General features: G+C 70.3%; 18 protein-coding genes. 8 read left to right on the top strand and 10 right to left on the bottom strand.

Going from position 1 to position 22,184, the window contains the following annotated elements; genetic code table 11:
• Positions 1-374 precede the first annotated feature (374 nt).
• Positions 375-1,373 (bottom strand): alpha/beta hydrolase, encoded by a 999-nt coding sequence (locus IH09_RS03805; protein ID WP_052853959.1) that lies wholly within the window; start codon positions 1,371-1,373, stop codon positions 375-377.
• Between the two features lie 324 nt (positions 1,374-1,697).
• On the opposite strand from IH09_RS03805, the gene IH09_RS03810 reads away from it, so the two are divergent.
• A complete protein-coding gene (locus tag IH09_RS03810; protein WP_052853961.1) occupies positions 1,698-1,907 on the top strand; it encodes a hypothetical protein in 210 nt (69 codons plus the stop codon).
• Between the two features lie 125 nt (positions 1,908-2,032).
• On the opposite strand, the gene IH09_RS03815 is transcribed toward IH09_RS03810, so the two are convergent.
• Together IH09_RS03815 and IH09_RS03820 are read right to left on the bottom strand one after the other, a co-directional pair.
• Positions 2,033-2,680: a DedA family protein gene (locus IH09_RS03815; RefSeq protein ID WP_052853965.1), complete on the bottom strand. Its 648-nt coding sequence runs from the start codon at positions 2,678-2,680 to the stop codon at positions 2,033-2,035.
• 205 nt (positions 2,681-2,885) lie between these two features.
• Positions 2,886-3,338 (bottom strand): DUF4442 domain-containing protein, encoded by a 453-nt coding sequence (locus IH09_RS03820; protein WP_052853966.1) that lies wholly within the window; start codon positions 3,336-3,338, stop codon positions 2,886-2,888.
• 282 nt (positions 3,339-3,620) lie between these two features.
• On the opposite strand from IH09_RS03820, the gene IH09_RS03825 reads away from it, so the two are divergent.
• Complete coding sequence (locus IH09_RS03825; RefSeq protein WP_052853968.1) at positions 3,621-4,937, top strand: MFS transporter; 1,317 nt, start codon at positions 3,621-3,623, stop codon at positions 4,935-4,937.
• Positions 4,938-5,211: 274 nt separating this feature from the next.
• Here the strand turns inward: IH09_RS03825 and IH09_RS03830 are convergent, their stop codons facing one another.
• The 3 genes from IH09_RS03830 to tuf all read right to left on the bottom strand — a co-directional run bounded on the left by IH09_RS03830 (position 5,212) and on the right by tuf (position 8,596).
• Positions 5,212-6,105: a spermidine synthase gene (locus IH09_RS03830; protein ID WP_318279378.1), complete on the bottom strand. Its 894-nt coding sequence runs from the start codon at positions 6,103-6,105 to the stop codon at positions 5,212-5,214.
• Positions 6,106-6,352: 247 nt separating this feature from the next.
• On the bottom strand, positions 6,353-7,195 hold the full coding sequence (locus tag IH09_RS03835; protein WP_052853971.1) for a patatin-like phospholipase family protein: 843 nt from the start codon (positions 7,193-7,195) through the stop codon (positions 6,353-6,355).
• Positions 7,196-7,423: 228 nt separating this feature from the next.
• Positions 7,424-8,596 (bottom strand): elongation factor Tu, encoded by a 1,173-nt coding sequence (gene tuf / locus IH09_RS03840; RefSeq protein WP_052853974.1) that lies wholly within the window; start codon positions 8,594-8,596, stop codon positions 7,424-7,426.
• Between the two features lie 766 nt (positions 8,597-9,362).
• On the opposite strand from tuf, the gene IH09_RS03845 reads away from it, so the two are divergent.
• Together IH09_RS03845 and IH09_RS03850 are read left to right on the top strand one after the other, a co-directional pair.
• Positions 9,363-10,064 (top strand): TVP38/TMEM64 family protein, encoded by a 702-nt coding sequence (locus IH09_RS03845; protein WP_052853977.1) that lies wholly within the window; start codon positions 9,363-9,365, stop codon positions 10,062-10,064.
• Positions 10,065-10,605: 541 nt separating this feature from the next.
• Positions 10,606-11,478 carry an undecaprenyl-diphosphate phosphatase gene (locus IH09_RS03850; protein WP_052853980.1) on the top strand — a complete coding sequence of 291 codons (873 nt, stop codon included), beginning with the start codon at positions 10,606-10,608 and terminating at the stop codon, positions 11,476-11,478.
• 1,214 nt (positions 11,479-12,692) lie between these two features.
• On the opposite strand, the gene IH09_RS03860 is transcribed toward IH09_RS03850, so the two are convergent.
• Complete coding sequence (locus tag IH09_RS03860; protein ID WP_052853984.1) at positions 12,693-12,941, bottom strand: hypothetical protein; 249 nt, start codon at positions 12,939-12,941, stop codon at positions 12,693-12,695.
• Between the two features lie 1,337 nt (positions 12,942-14,278).
• On the opposite strand from IH09_RS03860, the gene IH09_RS03865 reads away from it, so the two are divergent.
• Positions 14,279-14,746: a hypothetical protein gene (locus IH09_RS03865; RefSeq protein ID WP_052854459.1), complete on the top strand. Its 468-nt coding sequence runs from the start codon at positions 14,279-14,281 to the stop codon at positions 14,744-14,746.
• Here the strand turns inward: IH09_RS03865 and IH09_RS38780 are convergent.
• The 3 genes from IH09_RS38780 to IH09_RS03875 form a co-directional block, all read right to left on the bottom strand.
• Positions 14,699-15,112 (bottom strand): hypothetical protein, encoded by a 414-nt coding sequence (locus tag IH09_RS38780; RefSeq protein ID WP_190233197.1) that lies wholly within the window; start codon positions 15,110-15,112, stop codon positions 14,699-14,701. The two genes, IH09_RS03865 and IH09_RS38780, sit on opposite strands and share 48 nt — an antisense overlap.
• Before the next feature lie 2,460 nt (positions 15,113-17,572).
• A complete protein-coding gene (locus IH09_RS03870) occupies positions 17,573-18,550 on the bottom strand; it encodes a hypothetical protein (RefSeq protein WP_052853986.1) in 978 nt (325 codons plus the stop codon).
• Positions 18,551-19,214: 664 nt separating this feature from the next.
• Positions 19,215-20,075, bottom strand: coding sequence for an alpha/beta fold hydrolase (locus IH09_RS03875; RefSeq protein WP_052853989.1), 861 nt, complete (start codon positions 20,073-20,075; stop codon positions 19,215-19,217).
• A 221-nt stretch (positions 20,076-20,296) separates the two neighbouring features.
• Between IH09_RS03875 and IH09_RS03880 the strand changes: the two genes are divergently transcribed.
• The 3 genes from IH09_RS03880 (at position 20,297) to IH09_RS03885 (ending at position 22,156) form a co-directional block, all read left to right on the top strand.
• Complete coding sequence (locus IH09_RS03880) at positions 20,297-20,677, top strand: VOC family protein (protein WP_242640581.1); 381 nt, start codon at positions 20,297-20,299, stop codon at positions 20,675-20,677.
• 223 nt (positions 20,678-20,900) lie between these two features.
• A complete protein-coding gene (locus IH09_RS36580) occupies positions 20,901-21,086 on the top strand; it encodes a hypothetical protein (RefSeq protein ID WP_110952050.1) in 186 nt (61 codons plus the stop codon).
• A 362-nt stretch (positions 21,087-21,448) separates the two neighbouring features.
• Positions 21,449-22,156 (top strand): hypothetical protein, encoded by a 708-nt coding sequence (locus IH09_RS03885; protein ID WP_052853994.1) that lies wholly within the window; start codon positions 21,449-21,451, stop codon positions 22,154-22,156.
• The last annotated feature ends 28 nt before the right edge of the window (positions 22,157-22,184 follow it).

Genomic DNA, 22,184 nt, shown 5'->3' on the forward strand with positions numbered 1-22,184 from the left:
TAGCAGGATATTAAAGCGCTTGGCAAGTGCGATGATCTTAGCATCACGGCCACGCCCGACGTCCACGCAGATCCGCTCCGTTCCGTGACCTGACGGAGATTCAAAAATGGTCCACTTTGGTGATATTGGGGGCCGTTGCCGGACTCCCGGGCGGCCCCGGCAACCGCGTACCTGACGGACCGTGATGCGAACCCCCGGCTTGGCGAAAGCAATGACGCCGACCCCGGCCCCGCCCGCCGTCCCACCGCCCCAAGCAGCGGCAAAGGACGGGTCAAAGGTGCCTGGCCGAACCCGTCCGCCGGTTCACCGCCCACTGCGGCCGCTCCTCCCCCGTATCCGGCAACAGCCCGACCCGGGCGCCTCATGACGAGGTGTCAGACGGACGGGACGGGGCCCTGCATCCGCTCGCTGATCCAGTGCAGCGAATCGGCCATCCGCTGGATGTAGGTGTGGCCGCTGTGCACCCCGTCGGGTATCTCGAAGAGCGTGGCGTGGATCGGCCCGCCGGTGTACTCCTGGATGAAGCGCTTGACGTCGGGCACCGCGGCCTCCTTGGTGCCGAGTTCGAACGCCAGATAGACCTGCGGCCCCTTGTGTGCGACCAGTTGCCGCGCCAGCCACCGCGGGTCGTTGGCGCGCATCTCGGCGGGGTGCCCCTGCCACATCGGCGAGTCCGGCGCCGTGTCCGGGCCGTTGGCGATGACGGCCTTGAAGCGGTGCGGGTACTTCAGCACCGCCTTGAGCCCGGCGAAGCCGCCGGAGGAGGACCCCATGAAGGCCCAGCCGTCACGGCTGTCGTAGGTACGGAAGTTGGCGCGTGCGAAATCCGGTACGTCCTGGGTGAGCCAGGTCCCCATCTTGGGCTGCCCCGGTATGTCGCTGCCGTCGTAGTACTTCTTCCCCGGGTTGAGCACCGGCATCACGACGATGAACGGCAGCGTCTTGCCCTGCTGCGACCACTCGGCGATCCGCTCCTCCAGCGCGAAGGGCGCGCTCGCCCAGTAGTTGGCCGGGTAGCCCCAGGAGCCGGGCAGCGCGATCAGTACCGGAAAGCCGCTCTTGAGGTACTTCGGCTGGTTGTACTGCGGCGGTACCCAGGCCCATATGTCGCCGGTGAAGCCGGACTTCCGGCCGTGCCACCTGGTCTTGACGACCTGGGTGCCGTCGTCGCCGGTCGTACGGAACGGGGTGAAGGTGGCGCGCGGGCCGGTCGGCGGCACCATCCGGGGCCTGCCGTCGCTGGCGTCCGCGGCGTGCGCCCGCAGCCGCGGTACGTCGGACGCGTCCACGGCGTCCGCGCCGGGATTGCCGCAACCGGCGAGCAGTCCTACGGCCGCCGCACACATCACGGCTCTGACGCGCAGACACTTCATCGGGACGTACTCCTAGGAGGCTCGGGACCGGGCGCGGGCGCCGCACGGTGCCACCCCGCCAGGCCGGACGAAGGACACCACAATAAGATCAACTAGAGGGTGCGAAAGACCGGCCCCGGTGACCGACGGCCGACGACAGACCCCGGCGCGCACCCCGGGCGAACGTGCCGGTACCCGTATCCCGCACGGCCACGGACCGAGTCCCTGGGACCTGCGTCGGAGCGCGGCGAGCGGCTGCCCAACGACACCTCCGAGTGTCACGCGGTGTGACGGTGCGGATGCGGCCGGAGTGCGGCCGCGGCGGACCGGGCGCACCCTGGAGGAATGAACCGTGCCCCGGTGATCGTCCATCCGCCCTGCGCCGGCGGCCGCCGCGTCACGCTCCACGGACAGGATCTCGGACGGGCACGGCGCCCCGGCGAGGTCGCCGCGATCCTGCGCCGGGCGGGTTTCTGCGCCGCGGGGCCTCCCTGGGACGACGCCGGTCTCGTCGAATGGCGCGACGGCGGGCCCGACATCTGGTCGATGCCCTGACGGGGATCACGTCCGGTACCCGCGCCGCGTCCGGACGGTACGACAACGGCCCGGCAGCGAGTGCTGCCGGGCCGTAGCTCCGCGTGCCTGGCCGGAAGGGCCGGGAGGTGTGGTGTCCCGGGCCGTCAGTCGGCCGCCGTGGCGACCGGGGCCTCCGCCTCGTGGGCCGCGGCCGCCTTCTGCGCCCGGCGCTTCATGACGAGGAACGAGCCGACGCCGAACAGCAGCGCGGCGACCAGTCCGAGCCAGGAGAAGCGCTTGAGCCACGGTTCGGCGACGATGCCGACGCTGTAGATCAGCGCGGTCGTACCGCCCGCCCAGACGATGCCGCCCAGCACATTGGCGATCAGGAACTTCCAGTACGGCATCTTCAGTACACCGGCGAGCGGGCCGGCGAAGATCCGCAGCAGGGCGACGAAGCGGCCGAAGAACACCGCCCACATCCCCCACTTGTCGAACTTCGACTCGGCCATGGCGACATGATCGGGGCCGAAGTGCTTGGGGAACTTGCGGCCGGCCCAGTCCACCAGTGGCTGGCCGCCCTTGCGCCCGATCAGATAGCCGATGGAGTCACCGATGATCGCGCCGGCGGACGCGCAGGCGCCCAGTACGACCGGGTCGATGTGGTCCTGGGTCGCGGCGAGGATCGCCGCGCTGACGAGGACGATCTCACCGGGCAGCGGAATGCCCAGGCTCTCCACCCCGATGACCACCCCCACCAGGAGGTACACGCTCACGGCCGGTACCGATTCCAGCCACTCCTGGATGTGCAACGCCGCTTCCTCCGCATGGTGTCGGGCCCCCGTGGGCCAATGCCCGGCGGCACCGGCACTGGTGCCCGTCGATCCCCCGGGCGCGCCGCAACGGCGCGCCCGGGAAGCCTACTCGATGGCCGCGGCCGGACGCCGTTCTCCGGACCGGCCGGGCGCCGGGACCGCCACCGGGCCCGCCGGGGCCGCCGTCGGGGGCCGGGGCGGCTCAGGCGTTGGGGCGCAGTGTCCAGATGATGCGCAGTTCGGCCGTGACGGCCTCGTCCGCGCGCCGGATGGCGACGTGGACCGGGAATTCGGGGCGCCGGCCGGCATCGAGTTCGGCGACCACCTCGGCGACCGGACGGCCGAGCTCCGCGGTCGCGGTGACCGGCCCCATGGCCAGCTTCTTGTAGTCGATCTCCGCCCGTACGGCGAGGGGCACGGCGCGCGAGAGCTGGTCGCCGAACGCCCCGATGACGATGGCACCGCTGGCGGACTCCCCCAGCGTGAACATGGCGCCGGCGTGGGGGCCGCCCACGTGGTTGTGGTACTCGCTCTGGTCGGGCAGGCGCACCACGGCACGCTCGGCGGTCGCCTCGACGAACTCCAGATTCAGGGTGCGGGCCATGGGCACGGTGGCCAGAAGCATCTCGCCGATGTTCGGCAGGGTCTCAGACATGGCCAGAGGTTACCAGCGGGTAGCAAAGGAGGGGAAGGCCGGATTCTCCCCCTCCTAGGACGGGGAAGCCGCAGCTCGGCCTGTGCGGGCGGGGGTCCCCGTACATAGGGGGAACGGCCGTACGGTCCGCAGGCCGGCCCGCCTATCGTGGACGCCCATGTGGCCAGAACAGCAGCACACCGGGGACGCGCCGACCGCGCACCCGGCACACCGGGCGACGGGCGCCCCGTACCCCGTCGCCACCCGGTCCGCCGGGGCGCCGGCCCGGCCGGTGCGGTCCCGGTGACGGGCCGTCCCGCCTGGGCGGGGCGCAACTACCTCCTGCTCACCGGCGCCACGGTCCTCTCCGGTCTCGGCGGCTCCGGGGCGCTGATCGCGGCCGCCTTCGCGGTGCTCGGGGCCGGCGGCTCGGCCACCGACGTCGGACTGGTCGCCGCCGCCCGTACCGTCCCGCTCATCCTCTTCCTGCTGGTCGGCGGCGCGCTCGCCGACCGGCTCCCCCGGCATCGCGTGATGGTCGCCGCGAACGCGCTCAGCTGCGTCTCCCAGGGCCTGTTCGCGCTGCTCGTGCTGGCCGGGGAACCGCGGCTGTGGCAGATGGCGCTGCTGGCCGCGCTCGGCGGCACCGGGCAGGCGTTCTTCACCCCGGCGGCCGAGGGCATGGTGTTCGCCAGCGTCTCGGGCGAGCACTCCGGCCGCGCGTTCGCCGTCTTTCGGATGGGCATGAACGGCGCGAACATCGGCGGCGCGGCGCTCGGCGGCGCCCTGGTCACGGCGGTCGGCCCCGGCTGGGTACTGGCCGTCGACGCCGCCTCCTTCGCCCTCGCCGGGGCGCTGCGCGCGTTCCTCGACGTCAGCGGCGTCCCCGAGCGGGCCCCCGGTGGCGGGATGCTGCACGATCTGCGGGACGGCTGGCGGGAGGTGGCCGCGCGGCCCTGGCTGTGGGGCGTGGTGGTTCAGTTCGCCGTCGTCAACGCGATGGTCGCCGCGGCCGAGGCGGTCTACGGGCCGGTGGTCGCCGAGGAGCAGTTGGGCGGCGCCGGTCCCTGGGGGCTGGCGCTCGCCGCGTTCGGCGCCGGCACGGTGGGCGGTGCGCTGCTGATGACCCGGCTCACCCCGCGCCGTCTGCTGCTGACCGGTGTGCTCTGCGTCTTCCCGCTCGCGCTGCCCTCGGCCGCGCTGGCGGTGCCGCTGCCGACGGCCGGGCTCACCGCGATCATGTTCGGCACCGGTATCGCGGTCGAGGTCTTCGCGGTGACGTGGATGACGGCGCTGCACCAGGAGATCCCCGAGGAGAAGTTCTCCCGGGTCTCCTCCTACGACGCGCTGGGTTCGCTCGCCCTCGTCCCGGTGGCCACCTCGCTGGCCGGCCCCGTACAGGATCTCGTCGGCCGGACGGCCGCGCTGTGGGGCTGCTCGGCTCTGATCGCACTGCTGACGGCGGCCGTGCTCTGCGTCCCCGATGTGCGCCGGCTGACGCGACGGACGACGGCGGGTATGGTCCCATGGCCGACGGCGCCAACAACTCAGAAACCGCCGACGCATCAGACATCCCAGACGCCTCAGGAAGCGCGGACCTCGCGGCCGTCCCGGTCGTAGTCGCCGTCGCGCCGCCTGGCCGTTGCCGCAGCCGCGGCGGTCACCGCGGGCTCGGTCGTCACGGCTACCCGGTTACGGCTAGCAGCGCTCGGTCGTCACGGCCGCGGGCCGAGCCCTCGTACGCGACACCGCTATCGCCATCGCCGTCGCTATCGCCGTCGAGACGGTTCACATGCGGCGGCGACGGCAGGCCGCCGGGGGCAACCGCCACTGCCCGGGTCGGGTCGGTCCGGGTCAGGTCAGGTCAGGTCAGGTCAGGTCAGGTCAGGTCAGGTCAGCCGATGCTGAAGGCGCCGTCCGGTGGTACGGGGGACGCCACCGCCTCGGCATCGTGTACGGGAGCGGCGTCCGCGATCAGCCGCCGCAGCGCCGCGCCGTGCTCCACCCGGGCCGGGAACGCGTCACCCGCCGCCCGCCGGGCCAGGGCGCCGAGCGGCAGTTCCGCGCGCGAGGCGAGCAGCACGGCGTTGCCGAAGCGGCGGCCGCGCAGCACCGAGGGTTCGGCGATCAGCGCGAGATGGCCGAAGACCGTGGCGAAGTTGGCGAGTTGGCCGCGCAGGAAGCCGAAGGGCGCGCTGTCGGCGAGGTTCGCGGCGTAGACGCCGTGCGGTCGCAGCACGCGGGCGGCGGCGTGCGCGTACTCGACCGAGGTGAGATGCGCGGGCACCCGCGAGCCGCCGAAGACATCCGCCACGATGATGTCGGCGCTCTCCGCCGGTGCCGTTTCCAGGGCCGTACGAGCGTCCTGCGCATGCACCTCGACACCGGAACCGGCGGGCAGCGGAAGGTGTTCCGCCACCAGGGAGAGCAGCCCGCGGTCGGCCTCGATGACGGTCTGCCGGGAGTGCGGACGGGTCGCGTCGAGATAGCGCGGCAGGGTCAGCGCCCCGCCGCCCAGATGTAGCGCGTCGAGTGGGCGGCCGGGGGCGGCGGCCTCGTCCAGAACGTGGGCGAGCCGCCGCACGTACTCGAACTCCAGGTGCGTGGGCGCGTCGAGATCCACGTACGACTGCGGCGCACCGTCCACCGTCAGCAGCCAGCCGCGCGGACGGTCGATATCCGGCAGCAGCTTGGCGGTGCCGCAGTCCACGTCCCGGGTGACGGGGATCGGCTCGGGTACCGCGTCCACGGTCCGGGGAACGGCTATCGGCTCGGGTGTTTCGTCCACGGTGCCATTGTGCCGGTCGGGGCGGATGCCCTGTTCAGGGCGGTGAGCACCCGGCCGGGCCGGGGGTGCTCAGCGCCGCCGGGCCGGGCGCCGTCCGGTTCCCGTCGGGGCGCCGTCCGGTCGCGGCCGGGCCTCGGCCCGCTCAGCCCACTGCGTCCACTCCGGCCGCCCGGCCCGGCGCCCTGCCGCGCTCCATCCGGGCCACCGGCAGGGCAGAGCAGGGCATGGCCCGGCAGAGCGGCGCTCCTCACGCCGACCAGACCCGCCGGATCTCCGCCACATGCGCGGCCGCCTGCCGCCGTCCCGCACGGGCCGCGTCCGCGCGCTTGGCGGGGTCCAGGACGTTGCGGCCGAACGCCGCACGGGCCTCGCGGTCCGGGTTCACCACGCACACCCGCGCACCAGCCCGCGCCAGCGCGTCGCCCTGCGCGGTCGGCGAGGCGATCGGCCCGCCGCTGACCGCCATCGGTGCCACGACCACCACCCGGCCGTATCCGGCGGCCAGATCGGCATTGGCGCTGGAGTGCACCCCGCCGTCGATCCACCGCCGCCCGCCGATGGTGACCGGCGGAAAGACGCCGGGTACCGCGCAGCTCGCGCCCACCGCGTCGGTCAGCGTCACCCCGCTCGTGTCGTCGAAGGCCGTCCGCTCCCCCGTCGCCGCGTCCACCGCCGTGATCACCAGGCGGCGGGCGGGCCAGTCGGACGAGGCCAGAGTGCGGGCGATCGCCGCACGCTGAGCGGCCTCCGGGACGGTACGGGCCGCCAGCGCGAGCCGCCCCATCCGCGCACCGAACGACACCGTGTCCCGGGAACTCAGCGCGATGGCCGCGAACCGGGCCATCGCCGTCGGCCCCAGCCGGCCGGACGCCCGGCTCTCGGGCGCGGCCAGCTGCCGCTCGTACATCTCCGCCGGTGTGAGGCGTTCCGCCGTGAGATGGGCGCCGACGATCGATCCGGCGGAGGTGCCGATGACGATCTCCGCGTCGGTGAGATCGATGCCCGCCTCCGCGAGACCGGCGATGATGCCGATCTCCCAGCCGATTCCGGTGAGCCCTCCGCCGCCCAGGACCAGTGCCGTACCCGTCATCCGACGTCCCCTTCCCTCACCGGCCGCCCGCCTCGGTCACCGTCGCGGCAGGGTCAGCCGCATCGACCGGTCCGGCCGGGCCAGCAGTCTCGCACTCCGCCCGCCCGGCGGAACAGCACGCGTGCCCCGCGCCACCGCGCCCCGTACCTGTGCGAGGTACGGGGCGCGGCGTACCTGTGCGAGGTATGGGGCGCGGCGCTCATGTCAGGGCTTGGTGCGTACCCCGTCTCACTCCTCGACGGTGCGCACCGTGCCCGCGCCGACCGTCCGGCCGCCCTCTCGGATGGCGAAGCCGAGGCCCGCCTCCAGTGGCACGTCCCGGCCCAGTTCGACCGATACGGTCACCGTCTCCCCGGGGCGGGCGACGGCCCGCTCGCCGAGGTCGAGGTCGCCGACCACGTCCGCGGTGCGGATGTAGAACTGCGGGCGGTAGCCGGTGGACAGCGGTGTCCGGCGGCCGCCCTCCTCCGTGGACAGTACGTACAGCTCCGCGGTGAAGCGGCGGCGCGGTGTGACGCTGCCCGGCGCCGCGACCACATGACCGCGCCGCACCTGGTCCCGGTGCAGACCACGCAGCAGCAGCGCGACATTGTCCCCGGCCTCGGCGGACTCCATCGGTTTGCCGAACGTCTCCAGACCGGTGACCGTGGTCTCGGTCTCCGCGCCCAGCACGGCCACCCGGTCACCGACCCGCACCGTGCCGCGCTCGACGGCACCGGTGACGACCGTGCCGCGGCCGGTGATGGTCAGCACGTTCTCCACCGACAGCAGGAACGGCGCGTCGACATACCGCTCGGGCATCGGGACATAGGTGTCCACGGCGTCCAGCAGCGCGTCGATCGCCTCCGTCCAGCGCGGGTCGCCCTCCAGCGCGCGCAGCCCGGAGACCCGTACGACGGGCACATGCTCCCCGTCGTAGCCGTGCGCGCCCAGCAGTTCGCGCACCTCCAGCTCGACCAGGTCGGTGAGCTCCGGGTCGCCGGCGTCGGCCTTGTTGAGGGCCACGACGATGTGCCGGACGCCGACCTGCTTGGCGAGCAGCACATGCTCGGAGGTCTGCGGCATGATCCCGTCGAGCGCGGAGACGACGAGGATCGCGCCGTCGAGCTGCGCCGCGCCGGTGACCATGTTCTTGATGAAGTCGGCGTGGCCGGGCATGTCCACATGGGCGTAGTGCCGGGTGCCGGTCTCGTACTCGACGTGCGAGATGTTGATGGTGATGCCGCGGGCGGCCTCCTCCGGGGCCCGGTCGATCCGGTCGAACGGGACGAACGTGCCGCTCCCCCGGTCGCTGAGCACCTTGGTGATCGCGGCGGTCAGCGTGGTCTTGCCGTGGTCGACGTGGCCCATGGTGCCGATGTTCAGGTGCGGCTTGGTGCGTACGTATGCCGTCTTGGGCATGGTGTTCTTCCTCGCGACAATGCGGTGAGTACGGCGACTTGACGCCGTGGGAGCCCCTGAGCCGGTCCGACCCTCCCCCTGTGGGGCTCACCGGACGTTCCGGGAAGGGTCAGCTTCGCGCGCCGCCGGCCGCGGGCGCTGCGGGGGCAACTGCTGCCGGGGCAGTTGCTGCGGCGGCTGCGGGGGCAGTTGCTGCGGCGGCTGCCGGGGCAGCAGTTGCCGCTGCGGCTGCGGCTGCGGGGGCAGCTGCGGCTGCGGGGGCCACGGCAGCCGGGAGAACGCCGATCGGCGCCCGGTCGACTGCGGCGAGGGCCGCGAGAGAACAGACGGCAGCCTTCGGCCCGTCCGCGACTGCGGACGAGAACGGAAGGAAGGCGTGCCGGAACATGTGTCACAGCGTGCCCGCCGGGCGGCCCGGCGTCGAATGAATTTCCTGCCGGTCGTTGTTCACCGGCCGTTGTCCGCTGGCCGCTGCCCGCTATCTACCGGCACTGTCGTACCGGCCACCGGCACCCGGCCCCGGCCTCCGCCCAGACGCCCGACAACCTGATGGCTCGCCATATGCCCCGCCGGCGCCACCGCGCCTACCCCGCCCCTTCATCCATCTACTACTTCACCTTCTCTCCATGCACTCACCCAGCCCGCTTTCCCATCTCCCGTTACCCCTCCCTCCTCTCCCCTCCCTTCCCCTCCTTCTTGAAGGTGTCGGGACCGTGCCGCGGAGGGACGGCGACCAGTTGACACGCTGGTCGGTTAGGCTCCCGAAATGCTCGAACCCGCCGCAACGCCCGACGGCCTCGCCGCGCGCTGCACGCGTGTGCTCTTCTCCCCCTGGTCCCGGCTGACCCTGCTGCTCGCCCTGCTGGCCTGCGCCGCGATCGCGATGCTGCTGTGGCGGCCGCAGCGTCTGCTGGCCGACGGCTGGCCCGCACAGTTGTCCGGCCCGACCGCCGTCGTGATCTTCGCGCTGGCGTATGGCGTATGCACCACCGCCTTCGTACCGCGCCCGGTACTGAACCTCGCCGCGGGCGCCCTCTTCGGCAGCCAGGCCGGCTTCGTCTCCTCGCTCGCCGGCACGGTCCTGGGTGCCGGCCTGGCTTTCGGGCTCGGCCGGCTGCTCGGCCAGGACGCGCTGCGACCGCTGCTACGAGCCCGCTGGCTCACCGCGGCCGACCGGCAACTGAGCGAACACGGCTTCCGCTCGATGATGGCCATCCGCCTCTTCCCCGGCCTGCCGTTCTGCGCCACGAACTACTGCGCCGCGGTCTCCCGAATGGGCTGGCTCCCCTACCTTCTGGCGACGGCACTCGGCAGCATCCCGAACACCGCGGCGTACGTCGTCGCGGGCGCGCGGGCCTCGTCCCCCACCTCACCGGCGTTCCTCATCGCGACGGGCTTCATCGTCCTCAGCGGGCTGGGCGCACTGGCCGTGGCCTGGCACAAACGCAAGGCGTTCCGAGGGCGCTGAACGGGCGGGCGCCCATCATCGACACCGAGACCGGCCTCGACCACGGTTACGTAGACCGGACCGCCCTGGACATCGTCGCCCCTGAGTGGACTCATTACGGAGCGGACTCGTTACGGATTCGCGGACGAACCTCGTTACGGGTTCGCGGACGAACGACGTGCGACGGACGGCATGCGGCGGACGGCGTGCGGCCCACGGGCCGAGAACAGACGGACCGGCAGACCGCCCGACTGCCGGATCGCCAGATCGCCAGATCGCCAGATCGCCAGATTGACCAACCGACCGATGGACCAGTGGCCCTGTGGCCCGTTGGCCCGTTGGCCCGTTGGCCCGTTGGCCCGACCAACGACAGATCCGCCACCGAACTGCTGCTCTCCGGCCAGAGTCCTTTGGCTTTCCTGACACCTTTGGCCATTACTCTGCCCCCGTCGGCCGGTGATCACATCCGCCGCGCAACCTCACTTAGACGTCTTATCCCCTCATCTCCTCACCTCCTCCTGCGCCGGTAAGCGCTTGATCACCCTTGGATTGCGTACTCTCCATGACTTGGTTTGAATCATTCGTCCTCGGACTCGTCCAAGGACTGACCGAGTTCCTGCCCATTTCGTCCAGTGCGCATCTCCGGCTGACCGCGGCGTTCGCCGGCTGGCACGACCCGGGCGCGGCCTTCACCGCCATCACGCAGATCGGCACCGAGGCCGCGGTCATCATCTATTTCCGCAAGGACATCGCACGGATCATCTCGACGTGGGCCCGCTCACTTGTCAACCGGGATCTGCGCCACGACCATGACGCCCAGCTGGGCTGGCTGGTGATCGTGGGCTCGATCCCGATCGGCGTGCTGGGCATCACGCTCAAGGACGCCATCGCGGGCCCCTTCCGCGACCTGCGGCTGATCGCGACCACTCTCATCGTGATGGGCATCGTCCTCGGCATCGCCGACCGGCTGGCGGCCCGCGACGAGACCGGCGGCCGACACCGCGCCGTCCAGCAGCGCAAGTCACTCACCGACCTCAACGTCAAGGACGGCCTGCTGTACGGCATCTGCCAGGCCATGGCGCTGATCCCCGGCGTCTCCCGCTCCGGCGCCACGATCAGCGGCGGCCTGCTGATGGGCTACACCCGCGAATCCGCGGCCCGCTACTCCTTCCTCCTCGCCATCCCCGCAGTGGTGGCATCAGGCGCATACGAACTCAAAGACGCAGGCCAAGGCCACGTCGCCTGGGGCCCCACCATCTTCGCCACGGCCATCGCCTTCATCGTCGGCTACGCCGTGATCGCGTGGTTCATGAAGTTCATCTCCCACAAGAGCTTCATGCCCTTCGTCATCTACCGAATCCTCCTCGGCATCGCCCTGTTCGCCCTGGTCGGAGCGGGCGTACTGAGCGCCGACGCGGGCGAATCGGCGGGGTGATAACCCGGTTGTGCGGGTCTTGCAAGGCCCTCGAAGTCGGACGAGCTCAGCTCTGATCGGGCACCAGGAAGGCCCGGTTTCGCAAGATCGTCTACCTTCCGTCCCCCGGTCAATCACGCAAGCAACGCAGAAGCCGGTCCTTGATCGCCCGGTCATTCTGGGGGTATAGCTGCGATCCGCGGTCAGTAAATTGCCCACGTAGCAGGCAGCTGGAGATCGCGCGAGAGCGCCCGAGGGAGTGCACGGCGCTCGCCCCTCCACATACAGACGGCGCCGGACGCATATGGCAAGCGGGCGGCCGGTACTGGAAACTCAATGCTGCCGATTCCGAAGACGATACGGATGATGCTGTGGTGCGCGGCGCCACTGCCCAGGCGCGTGTCGCTGAGCACTTCCTGCATCGCGGGACTGTCCCCCGCGTGCGCGGGGACCACTCGGAGTCGACTTGGCCGCGGCGGCGCCGCTCGGGACCATCCCCGCACGCGCGGGGACCACGGTTCGGCGAACCCAGCGGAACCACGAGGGTGGGGACCATCCCCGCACGCGCGGGGACCACCCGCCCCCGACCCCCATCGCGCTCAGCGCTGCGGGACCATCCCCGCACGCGCGGGGACCACAAGGCGCGACCTGCGGTTTCACCTCGGGCCAGCGCGGATTTTGGATACTTCCACAGAGTCCGACCTATGGGGCATAGCGGACACATGCGGGCGCTCTCCCGCTAGTCCTGACCAGTCGAGTGGGTGTGCCCGAGCCAACCGCATCCACATGCATCGACACTACCTCCGCCCCATCCAGAGAGACGCCCGGAAGAAGGCACCCGCCAACTGCCCACGCCATCGGCTACCCAGTAGCGACGGAGGCTCCGAACTCGGCTCTGCGGGGGGATCTGTCCGCCCGCGATCAACGACAGCGCCGACCGCATCGTCTACCGCGATGTCACGGGCCGGCATCGGGCAAGCCCTGCATCATCTCCGCTCCGTCACGCCCTGGACTCAACAGCCTCCGCTTGGCGACCGCGGCCCATAGCGAAATCGCCGCAGCCAGCATCCTCATCGCATCGGGCACGGCCATCTGGTGGAGGCGGGCCTGCCGCTCACACTCGCGCCGGACCCGCTCCGCCAACCGATCGCCTCGAACTCCCGCTACAAGGCGCCGCGGGCATCCCGCCCCTTCTGTTCATCCTGCGCCGGCAACACAACTGCCATGGCGGCGAGTTACCCCATCGTCGTAAGGAGCACCAGCAGGCTGTCCTGGACGTCCACACAGGAAAGCTCTGTGTTCAGCCTGTCAGCGATGTTCCGAAGAACCCCGAGAAATCCCCCTCCGATCACCTGCGCAGTGCTGAAGATGCTGCTGACCATGCCAGGGGCGTTACTCACCGCACTCATCAGCGGCCCGAGGAGGATGATGAATACCTCCTCGATCGCACACCCCATGGCACCGGACTTGATCGACTCGGTCATCTTCGCTGACGGGCTATCCAGAGCCTGGCCACCGAACTTCGACGGGCATCAGAACGCCAGCTGCGGCGCCGACCTGCACGCGGCCCTGTACGCCACTCCGGGCAGGCGCAAGAACGGCCGGAAACCCGCCGTCACACCGGCCGGCGCCGTCCACGGCGTGCCTGTCTTGTCGGCGGTCCGGGCCATCGACGGCGCCCCCGGAGAACGAGCGGGTCACCATCCGCCACCACCGCGTCCACGACCACACGGCCAGCCCGTTCCGGCTGTGTCAGCCATGAGTCGGTCGCGTGGGTGACCTGGTTCAGGCAGTAGCTGCGCGGGTCCAGCGGCCCCGCGTCCGGATCCCCGTACCCGTTCAGCGGGCGCCGCCGATCGCCCCGCCGCCTGCCCAGTCTGCCGAGCCGCCATCCGCGGTGGCCAAACCCTCCAAGAGGGATTGCTCGTCAGACAGGTCCGTCTCCGGAGGTGCCTCGCAGTGGTCGAACAGCAGGTCATCACCCGCTGTGGTCTTGCCGTCGAGCCGGCTCTTTCGCGCTCCGAACGACCGCTCTGCCAGGCCCCCGGCGCACCAGGGACGAACGCATTCGGCGTCTCAACAGAACAGCCTTGGCCTTGCCGAGGCTGCGGCGAATGACATCCGCCAGCCGACGCGCGCCATTCGTCGGCGTCCACGGCTCGGTCTGATCCAGCGCCGACAACACCGGCCGGAACCCCGCATGCGACGTGCCCGATATGCCCACCGGATCGATCCGGCCTCGCGGCACGTTCACGAACGTGTCCAGCGGTTCGATGTCTAATTTCCCGTTCGCCGTCGCGTTGCGTTCTGTGTTGCCTCAGCAGCGGAATGCAGGCGTTCGCCGTCTGATTCGGGCTGACAGCGACGATCTGTGCCTTCGCGTCGAACTTGCTCCCCGAAGAGGGCCACGGCCGACCGCCTGGTTCGCCGTCCGCGTCCCGGCCGTCCGGCAGGGCATCGGCGGGACCCCCGACCAGCACAGAGCAGCCGCCAGCGGCGAATTGGCCCCAACCGGCGGCCGGGAAGGCACCGAGCGGCCGACCCGCCGGTCGTTGTTCAACGCCCGTCCGCCAGCCCCGATCCCTCGAACCGCAGATCGATCGCGTACAGCTGAAGCACGAACGTCGCCTGCTCGTCGGTGAACCCCAGCGGCTCACCGGCCGCCTACCCGTACGGCACGATCGGTACTTCGGCATTGCAGCCCAGCGCCGACTGAACCGGCGTGGGCGGTTCGCCGGGGTACGAGGGTCCGCTCCAGGGCATCCTTCCCCGGCCGGTTGTCGGCTCCCGCTGCGTGAAGGTGTCCGCCTACCGTCCCGTCATGCAGTGGACAGCGCTTGTCAGCGCGACCGTCGGGGCAGTCATAGCCACCCTCTCCAGCGCATACCTGGACCGCCACCGGTGGCGTCGAGATCAGCGCGATCGCATCAGCGATACCCGCCGTGCCCTCTACGGCGAATACCTCGCGAGCTTGTCGAAGGCACGTAACGTCTTTCGTAGTCTCGCCCGCGACGCGGACCTCGGTCCCACGGAACGGGAGAGGGCCGCGCGCGACGGCTTCGCTCCCTGCTACGAGATTCGCTACCAGATGTCGATCACAGCTTCCGTTGCCGTCGTTGCGGCATCGGAGGACGCGTTCCGACGCCTCCGCGACGTACGGGATCACGCCGCTGCCGGGGCTCTGGCGGGAGACGAGGCGTACTCGGGTGGCCGAGCGGAGTACGAAACGGCGCTCACGAAGCTACGCGCCGCCATGCGTCACGAACTCGGCGCCGAACAGCTGGAGTAGCGCCAAGGCCGTTGCCGAACGCCCGATCCATCGGAGCTGGTCTGCGGCTTGATGGCGCGCAGTTCCGCGTACAGGCGCTAGGTTCACGTCCGCGCCAGAGGATGCCTTGCCGCCGTTGGTCTCGATGTCCTCGTCGGTCTCGTCGGCCTCGTTGGCTTCATCCTCCTTGTCTGCCTCGTCTGCCTCGTCGAACGTCATACGAGGTCGGGCCCCGCCCTCCGGCGTCGCATCGCAGTTCGCCACCCGCGGCAGCCGCAGTTCAGCCGCGGGCAACAGGCCACCGAGCCCGTACTCCGCGTAGATATCGCCGTGTTGAGGAGAAGTCCCGGTCCGTTCCGCCGAAGTGCTCAGCCCGCGTGCAGGCACGCCACATTTCCCACCGCTCGACCGTCCAGGCGGGCCGGCCGAACGCGACCAGAAACCCTTCCAGCTCGATCTTGAAGGCCGGAAGGGCTGGCGCCTCGGCTCGCTCGCCTCGGGATCCTCTACTCCGCCCCCTTGTGGTGACGCACCCGCCGGCTCGGAACCTCGGGCACCGGTCCTGCCCCGGCCATTTCGGCGGCCATGCTCTCGCGGCCGCAGGGCCATATGAGCGATATGCGCTCCCCGATGACCCGGAGTCCTCAGACCCGTACAGAACCGGAACCGGAGCGCCTATGGCTTACGGTCGCGATTTCGTGATCACTGAGTCCCTCCCTGGGTCTCGCCGAGATCAACATGCATGAAGTACATGACGACGCGGTGATTGGCGCAGCCCTGGGACGTGCCTCGGTCAGCCTGACGCGTCGCGGCCGAGGTCTGCGCCACCGACAGCCGCCGACTCCTGCGGTCTTCTTCTCTCGGCGCCATGAGCAGAGCACCTCAAGGCTGTTGTCGTGGCGGCCACGACGCTCGCCGATGTGATCGACCTCAGAGCAGTGGTCGCAGGGCAGCATCCGCCGTCGCGCGCGATGGCAACGCACGGACGGCCGTCCCCGGCGAGGATGCGCCGCCGGATCGCGCGCCGGTCGGAGGGAAGTTGAGCATTCCGGATGCTGCCGTTCCATGCCACGCCAGCCTGCTGGGTCAACCTCGGATTCCGATTCCGGCATCCTCTATGAAATTAAGTGATCATTCGAATGAAATTTCAATCGAACGGAATTACCCGGCTATTCGGGTGATACGTCAAAAGAGTGACGGGTAGAGCATCTTCGTCCCATCACAACGCGCAAGGAGACAAAGATGCGCAAGCTCGTAGGACGTGCCGTCGCTTCGGCAGTTCTCGCAACGGCTGCTCTCGTCCCCCTGTCCGGCATCGCGGCAGCCGCCGCTCCGACTCACACGCCCGTCCAGTCAGTCACCCGGGCCGCGGACTCCGACCGGGGGCACCACGGTTGGGAGCACCATAACTGGGAGCACCATGGCTGGGGGCACCATGGCTGGGATGGCTACGGCCACCGGTGGCACCACGGCATCGGCTTGGGCCTTGGACTTGGCTTGGGCCTGGTTCTCTGACCGCGATCCGAACAGCTGCGGTGCGACGCGCGTGAGCGCTCAGCGACTGCACGGCTAGCTGTCGACTGACCCATATCTGGGGCCGGCGCCGTTCCACCGCCAGGCTCCGCCTCTGAGTACGACGAAGGTCCCGATCAGCTTGGTCGGGACCTTCGTTGTGTCGAGGATCAGCGATACGCCCGCACGCCGAAGACGCCCCGAGTGCTACGTCTGCACGTGTGAGATCAAGCAGCCGTTGTCGGTTGGAGTTCGGCAATGGCTACGAGCAACCGGCCGGTGCCGTTGTGGCCATTCCTGCGGACGATTCCGGTGAGTTTGCGTCGGTGGCACCGTACGCGGATGACGCCGGGTCAAGCTCCGGTGCCGGCATGGACGGTATGGATGTCAACTGCTCCCGGCCGACAGAAGGGCGTGTTGCCGGGGCGGAACCCATCGTCTCCCGAGGTCGCACCGGCTCAGAGCTTGAGCATTCAGTTCTGCGGTTTGGGACGACAAACACTCCTTCTTCTCAAGGGGGTTGGGGTAGCTGAGCCTTCGTCAGCGCACTCGCGCAGTCACTCGGCGAGACCACCGTAGGCGCGACAGGCCGTCCAGCCCTGGGAGGGTATCGGCCGGCCTCCGGCAGGTGCGTTCAGTCCCTGCTGCTCGGCTCGGTGCGGATCGTGTGTCCGTGTGGTCTCAGTCGCTGCCCCCCTGCATCCAGGGTGGTTGTTGTAGGGAAAGGCGAGGATTTTTAGCACCGTCTCACGGACTGCTTGCCCCCTTCTGCCCGTCCGGTGCGGCACCCCTGTCTCACGTAGCACGCCCGTCAGATCGTGGCGGACGTTGCGCCCCGATCCCTATTGCGCCCAGCGGTGGCGACGCGGCCGAGAGTGCCCCACGTGTACGTGCGTGGGGAGCACTTGAGCTGGGAGCTGCATGCACTCCGTGTGCCGGGAGCATCCCCGCATGCGCGGGGACCACCAACGGCCGCGGGGCCGCCGGAGGTACGGCCCGGGAGCATCCCCGCATGCGCGGGGACCACAAGGCGCGACCTGCGGATTCACCACCGGCCGACGCGAGTTTCAGGCACTTTCACGGAATCCGGCGAACAGGGCATAGCGGACACATCCGCATTCCCCTCCGCCCATCCTGACCAACAGAGCGCGTACTCCCAAGCCAACCCGCCACCCCGAAACGCCCCCACCGACCCTATCCACAGCCCAGCCACCACGCAGTACAGGTCCCGAATTCAACGCCGCCCCAACCTCAGCGCAGGAATAGCCACTACCAGCGACGGGGCACAGCCGTCCCGCTGTGCCCCGTCGCCATGAGCACGGTTGCAGCAGTGCGTCAGGCGTTCTGGGCGCCGTTGTAGACCTGCCAGGCCGCGTCGCGGTAGTAGGCCCAGTAGGCGTCGCCCCAGGAGCCCATGTAGCTGGCGGTCTGTACGGCCGAGCCGTCGGGCTGGTAGTTGACGACGAACGGGCCGCCGCTGGCGCCGCCCGAGAGGCCGTTGCAGACCTTGAGGCTCACGCCGCCCTGCTGGGCGTCGTAGGGTGCGCCTTCGCACCAGACGGCGTAGTCCTTGTCGCCGGGGATGCCGAGGGCGTGGGCGTAGTTGTGGGAGTCCCAGTTGAAGCCGATGCCCGTGCCGCCGACCACGTCCTGGACGTGCCGGCCGTCGTTGCCGCCCGTGCTCAGCACGATGAAGGCGTTGTCGCCGCCGGCGGACTTGTCGTCCACGCGCCAGCCCATGGAACGCCAGTTCCACCAGCCATGGGGCGCGTTGCCGCGGTCGTAGGTGGGCGCGAAGCGGAAGTTGGTGTAAGTCTGGCCGGTGTCGATGTCCATGACACAGTGCCGGGCCGTGGCGAGCACGTCGTGGTTGTTGCTGTTGACGACGTTGGCGGTGCAGAGGTAGTCGCCCTTGCCGGGGATGCTGAAGACCAGCCGTCCGACGGTGGACCAGACGCTGGGGCCCGCGGCGGCCTTGGTGTTGGCCTCGGCCTTGGCGCGCAGGTCCGGCCCGCCCTTGGGAGCGGCGGCGGGGACGAGTCTGGGCTTGCCCGGCTTGGCGTCGGGTCTCTCGGCGGCCTCGACGGCCTTCGGCTTGGGCAGGACGAGCGGCTTGGCGTTCTTGATGCGCTGCGGCGTCCAGTAGGCGTCGAGCTTCGCGGCCGACGCCTGGTTGGTGGCGGTGACGACCGTCGAGGCCGGGGCGGAGTGGGCTGGAGCAGAGCCTGTCGGGGCCGCGCTGGCAGCGGTCTGGCCGAGGACGACCACCGTCGTGGTGGCCGCGCAGACGGCGGTCAGTGCTATTCGTCGCATGAGCTTCCCTGCTTTCCATACGGAAGGGGATGAAGCGAAAGGGAGATACAAGCGGAAGGGAGATGCACTGGAACGCCGTGAGTATGGGCAGAGTCATTCAACTTCCGATAAACGAGCGATCAACATCGTGAACCGCCCACGCCTGGTTGCCTATTCGGGCGGGGACTGACTCTTGATCACCGCCGCTGCTTGGAATCCGTACGAGGCGGCCGCATCGAGAGTGACGCCTGCAGTCGAAGTGCCGTGATCCAAGGCGGTGTTGATGCCAAGGGAAGCGCCTGAAGGGGCGCAACGGGCTCGTGCGGGATCGGCGGCCGTCCGGTACTCATCAGTGGAGCAGGCAAGTTGTCGGCCATGGGCCTGCCCCCTGAACCCGTGCGGACGGCGGCACCTGCCCCTCACTCAAGCCGCTCAGCCGCACAGACCAAGCCGCCGGCCCGCCGGTAGTCCGACCCACCGGTCAACCAACCCACCGGTGGTACGACGCGCTCACACAGATCGTGACCAGCCCACAGCCGACAACCGAGACGTAGGGAGGGACAGGGAGGGAGCGAGCGAGCCCCGCCCCCGTGCGCTGTCACGGGGGCGGGGCCGGGTCCGAGTAGCGCCAGCAGCTCGGATGGTGACGGGAACCACGGTACGGGCGACCACTGACAACGGCGGGTCAGTGCGGGGCGGAGGTCTGGGACGTGTGGTGGAGGAGGGCCGGTACAACGGTGTCCCAGAGGGATGGCGGGAGCTCGTGGCCGGTTCTGGGCATGATCAGCAGTTCGGCTTGCGGAAGGAGGCGGCACAGGGCTTCGCCGTGGGCGAGCGGGAAGACGGGGTCCTGTGCGCCGTGCACCACCAGTGTGCGGATGGTGATCTCGTCCAGGCGGAGGCCGGTCAGCGCGCCGAAGTCGATGACGAAGTGGTTGGTCAAACACGAGGCGAGATCGCGCGTCCGGGCGACGTCGCGGGCGGCCAGGGCCCGCACACCGGCCTCGTCGTAGTGCGGTGAGCCGCCCGCGTAGATCCGCAGCAGGCCGACGATGAACTCCACCACGGCCGCGGGGTCCGCGGGATCCGGGCCGCCGGCATCGACGTAGTCGGTGAACTCCTTCGACATCGGTGGCAGGTCCGGGCCGCCCGGACTGGTGGAGACCAGGGTCAGGGACGCCACCCGGTCGGGGTACCGCTCCGCGGCCAGCAGCGCGATCCCACCGGCCATCGACCGTCCCACGAGGTGCGCGCGGTCGATACCGAGGGCGGTCAGGATGCCGATCGCGTCGTCCGCCATATCGGCCAGCGTGTACCCCGGCCGGCCCGGCGGGTAGCTGACCGATCTGCCGGTGTCCCGGTTGTCGAAGCGGATGACGTACCGGCCGCCGGACGCGATCCGTTCGCAGAGTGCCTCCTCCCACCACAGCATCGAGGCCGACGCACCGTGGATGAGCAGGATCGCCGGATCCGCCGGATTGCCGAATGCCTGCGTGCAGAGGTCGATGCCGTTGGCCTCGATGATCTTCTCGGCGCTGTTCGCCATGCGTACGCTCCTTCTCTGGTGGGGACCAGCCTGCCCGGACGGCGTGGCTGCGGCGTCCGGCGCGCCGGAGAGTGGGGTGTGTCGCGGCGGCGCGTCGCGAACGAGGCGGTGCGACGCAGCGAACGGTGGGGCGGCATGGCGTGGGAGGGAACGAGCCCGGCGGTCCGTCCGGGTGAGGGCGAGGGGACGGGCGGCGAGGGCTGATGGCGAACGGTGGCGAGGTGGCTGCCGGCAGGCCGCGGTGCGTGCTGGCGACGGTGGTCTTGGACTGTCCGGACGCGCGGGCGCTCGCGAACTTCTACCGGCGACTGCTGGGGTGGGAGGTGAGACTGAGCGAGCCGGACTGGGTGCTGCTCGGGCCGCCGGAGGGCGGCACGGGGATGTCGTTCCAGTCCGAGCCGGACTATCGGCCCCCGGTGTGGCCGGAACGGCCCGGGGAGCAGCAGAAGATGCTGCATCTCGACATTCGCGTCGACGATCTCGACGAGGCCGAGGCGTACGCGGTCGGGCTGGGTGCGACGCGGGCCGGGTGGCAGCCGCAGGACGACGTACGCGTCTGCTTCGACCCCGCGGGGCACCCGTTCTGCCTCTTCGTCCCGTGATCGCTCGCGCTCCGCGTCCGGTGTCCGCTCGGTGGCGCGGGGCCGAACGCGGAGCGTGTGGGACTGAACACATGAAGGCAGGGCAACCGGGCCGAATGCCCGATGATCTCCGCAGGTCAGAGAGGTGAGAAGGCGTCAGGGCCGCAACGGGGGTGCGTGTCCGGGGCGTTCGGCCGGCGCACGGGACGGTGCATTGTCAGTGGCTGCCCCTAGCATGTCTCACATGTCCCCAACTCCTTCTACCCCTACAACTACGGTCGTTCCGGCCTCCGAAGCGAACGAATCGATCCGGCGTTTTGTGCGCACCCGGCGCGGTGCGGCGTGGACGGCGCAGGACATGGCGGAGTACGCGGTGCTGCTGGAGGTCTGGACGCACGCGGCGCGTAAGCCGGTCGTCGAGGCGGCGTAACGCGCCACGGCGATGCCCGGTCGGGCGATGGGCAGACAGGCGACACCCGGACAGACGATGGTCGTGGCGGTGTGCGGGTCCCCCGACGGAGCCGGGGTCGGGAGGGGCAGGATCGTGGCCGGCCCGCAGACTCCGCCGGACAGGGCGGTGGGCCGAGAGCAGTCGGCCAGGTCCTTCTCCCAGGGCGGCGCCCGGCGACCGCGTTAGCCGGACGTTAGGGAGCGACCGGCCGGGCGTTAGTGGATCAACAGTGGCTCCGCCCAGACTGATGCATGTACACGGCACGGAGATGGCCGGGAAGACACCGGATCTCCGAGAGCCACCGAACCACCATGCAGTCGCCTGCGCGCAAGGGGGATCCCATGTCCTGGAAGAACACCGCCACCACCGACACCGCCGCCACCGGCACCACCACCGCCCGCTCGTCGCTCCGGCGGGGGCGCCGGATCGCCGCAGCATCGCTGATCGCCGTCGCCGCGCTGTCGCTGACCGCCTGCCAGAACGATCGGGACGGCGTCAAGGCGAGCCCGGACGCGTCCAGCCCCGGCACTCCTGGTCAGGCGCCGTCCGACGGAGCTCCGGCCACACCGGCCAAGAACGGGTCCGACGGCGGCGGCAAGTCGCCGGAAAGCGGGCAGAGCCACGGGAGCGGAGCGGGCGCCACCGGCGGCGGCAGTGGTGCCCGGCACTCCGGAGCGAGCGGATCCGGTGCCGGGGCGGGGTCCTCGAACGGTGGCGGGTCCACGAACGGTGGCGGCTCTGCGTCCCGGGGCAAGGGAGTGGTCGGCACCTGGGAGGGCGTCCTCAACTACCTGGCGCCGGGCAAGCTGACGGTCACCCCGTCGTCCGGCCCCGAGCAGGCGTTCTTCATCGGGCCGCAGACCAAGACCCTGGGCGCCGCCGGGATCTGCGCCTCCAACGGCAACGTCACCGTGGACAGCCACGGCTACGGCACCTCGCCGTGCACCGAGGCCCAGTTGGAGAAGGCGTCCAAGATGGACGCTATCCGGGTCCGGGTGACGGTCCGGGATGGTCTCGCCACCGAGATCGCGGAGCGCTACCACCCCTGAGGACACACCCCGGGCGGGCCGTTGCGGC

The sequence above is a fragment of the Streptomyces celluloflavus genome, assembly GCA_000720995.1.
Lineage (GTDB): Bacteria > Actinomycetota > Actinomycetes > Streptomycetales > Streptomycetaceae > Streptomyces > Streptomyces celluloflavus.

Bases quoted from the DNA above. Each gene is read 5' to 3' on its own strand.
- IH09_RS03805 (WP_052853959.1), bottom strand. From the start codon at position 1,373: ATGAAGTGTCTGCGCGTCAGAGCCGTGATGTGTGCGGCGGCCGTAGGA.
- IH09_RS03810 (WP_052853961.1), top strand. From the start codon at position 1,698: ATGAACCGTGCCCCGGTGATCGTCCATCCGCCCTGCGCCGGCGGCCGC.
- IH09_RS03820 (WP_052853966.1), bottom strand. From the start codon at position 3,338: ATGTCTGAGACCCTGCCGAACATCGGCGAGATGCTTCTGGCCACCGTG.
- IH09_RS03835 (WP_052853971.1), bottom strand. From the start codon at position 7,195: ATGACGGGTACGGCACTGGTCCTGGGCGGCGGAGGGCTCACCGGAATC.
- tuf (WP_052853974.1), bottom strand. From the start codon at position 8,596: ATGCCCAAGACGGCATACGTACGCACCAAGCCGCACCTGAACATCGGC.
- IH09_RS03845 (WP_052853977.1), top strand. From the start codon at position 9,363: ATGCTCGAACCCGCCGCAACGCCCGACGGCCTCGCCGCGCGCTGCACG.
- IH09_RS03850 (WP_052853980.1), top strand. From the start codon at position 10,606: ATGACTTGGTTTGAATCATTCGTCCTCGGACTCGTCCAAGGACTGACC.
- IH09_RS03860 (WP_052853984.1), bottom strand. From the start codon at position 12,941: ATGACCGAGTCGATCAAGTCCGGTGCCATGGGGTGTGCGATCGAGGAG.
- IH09_RS03865 (WP_052854459.1), top strand. From the start codon at position 14,279: ATGCAGTGGACAGCGCTTGTCAGCGCGACCGTCGGGGCAGTCATAGCC.
- IH09_RS03870 (WP_052853986.1), bottom strand. From the start codon at position 18,550: ATGCGACGAATAGCACTGACCGCCGTCTGCGCGGCCACCACGACGGTG.
- IH09_RS03875 (WP_052853989.1), bottom strand. From the start codon at position 20,075: ATGGCGAACAGCGCCGAGAAGATCATCGAGGCCAACGGCATCGACCTC.
- IH09_RS36580 (WP_110952050.1), top strand. From the start codon at position 20,901: ATGTCCCCAACTCCTTCTACCCCTACAACTACGGTCGTTCCGGCCTCC.
- IH09_RS03885 (WP_052853994.1), top strand. From the start codon at position 21,449: ATGTCCTGGAAGAACACCGCCACCACCGACACCGCCGCCACCGGCACC.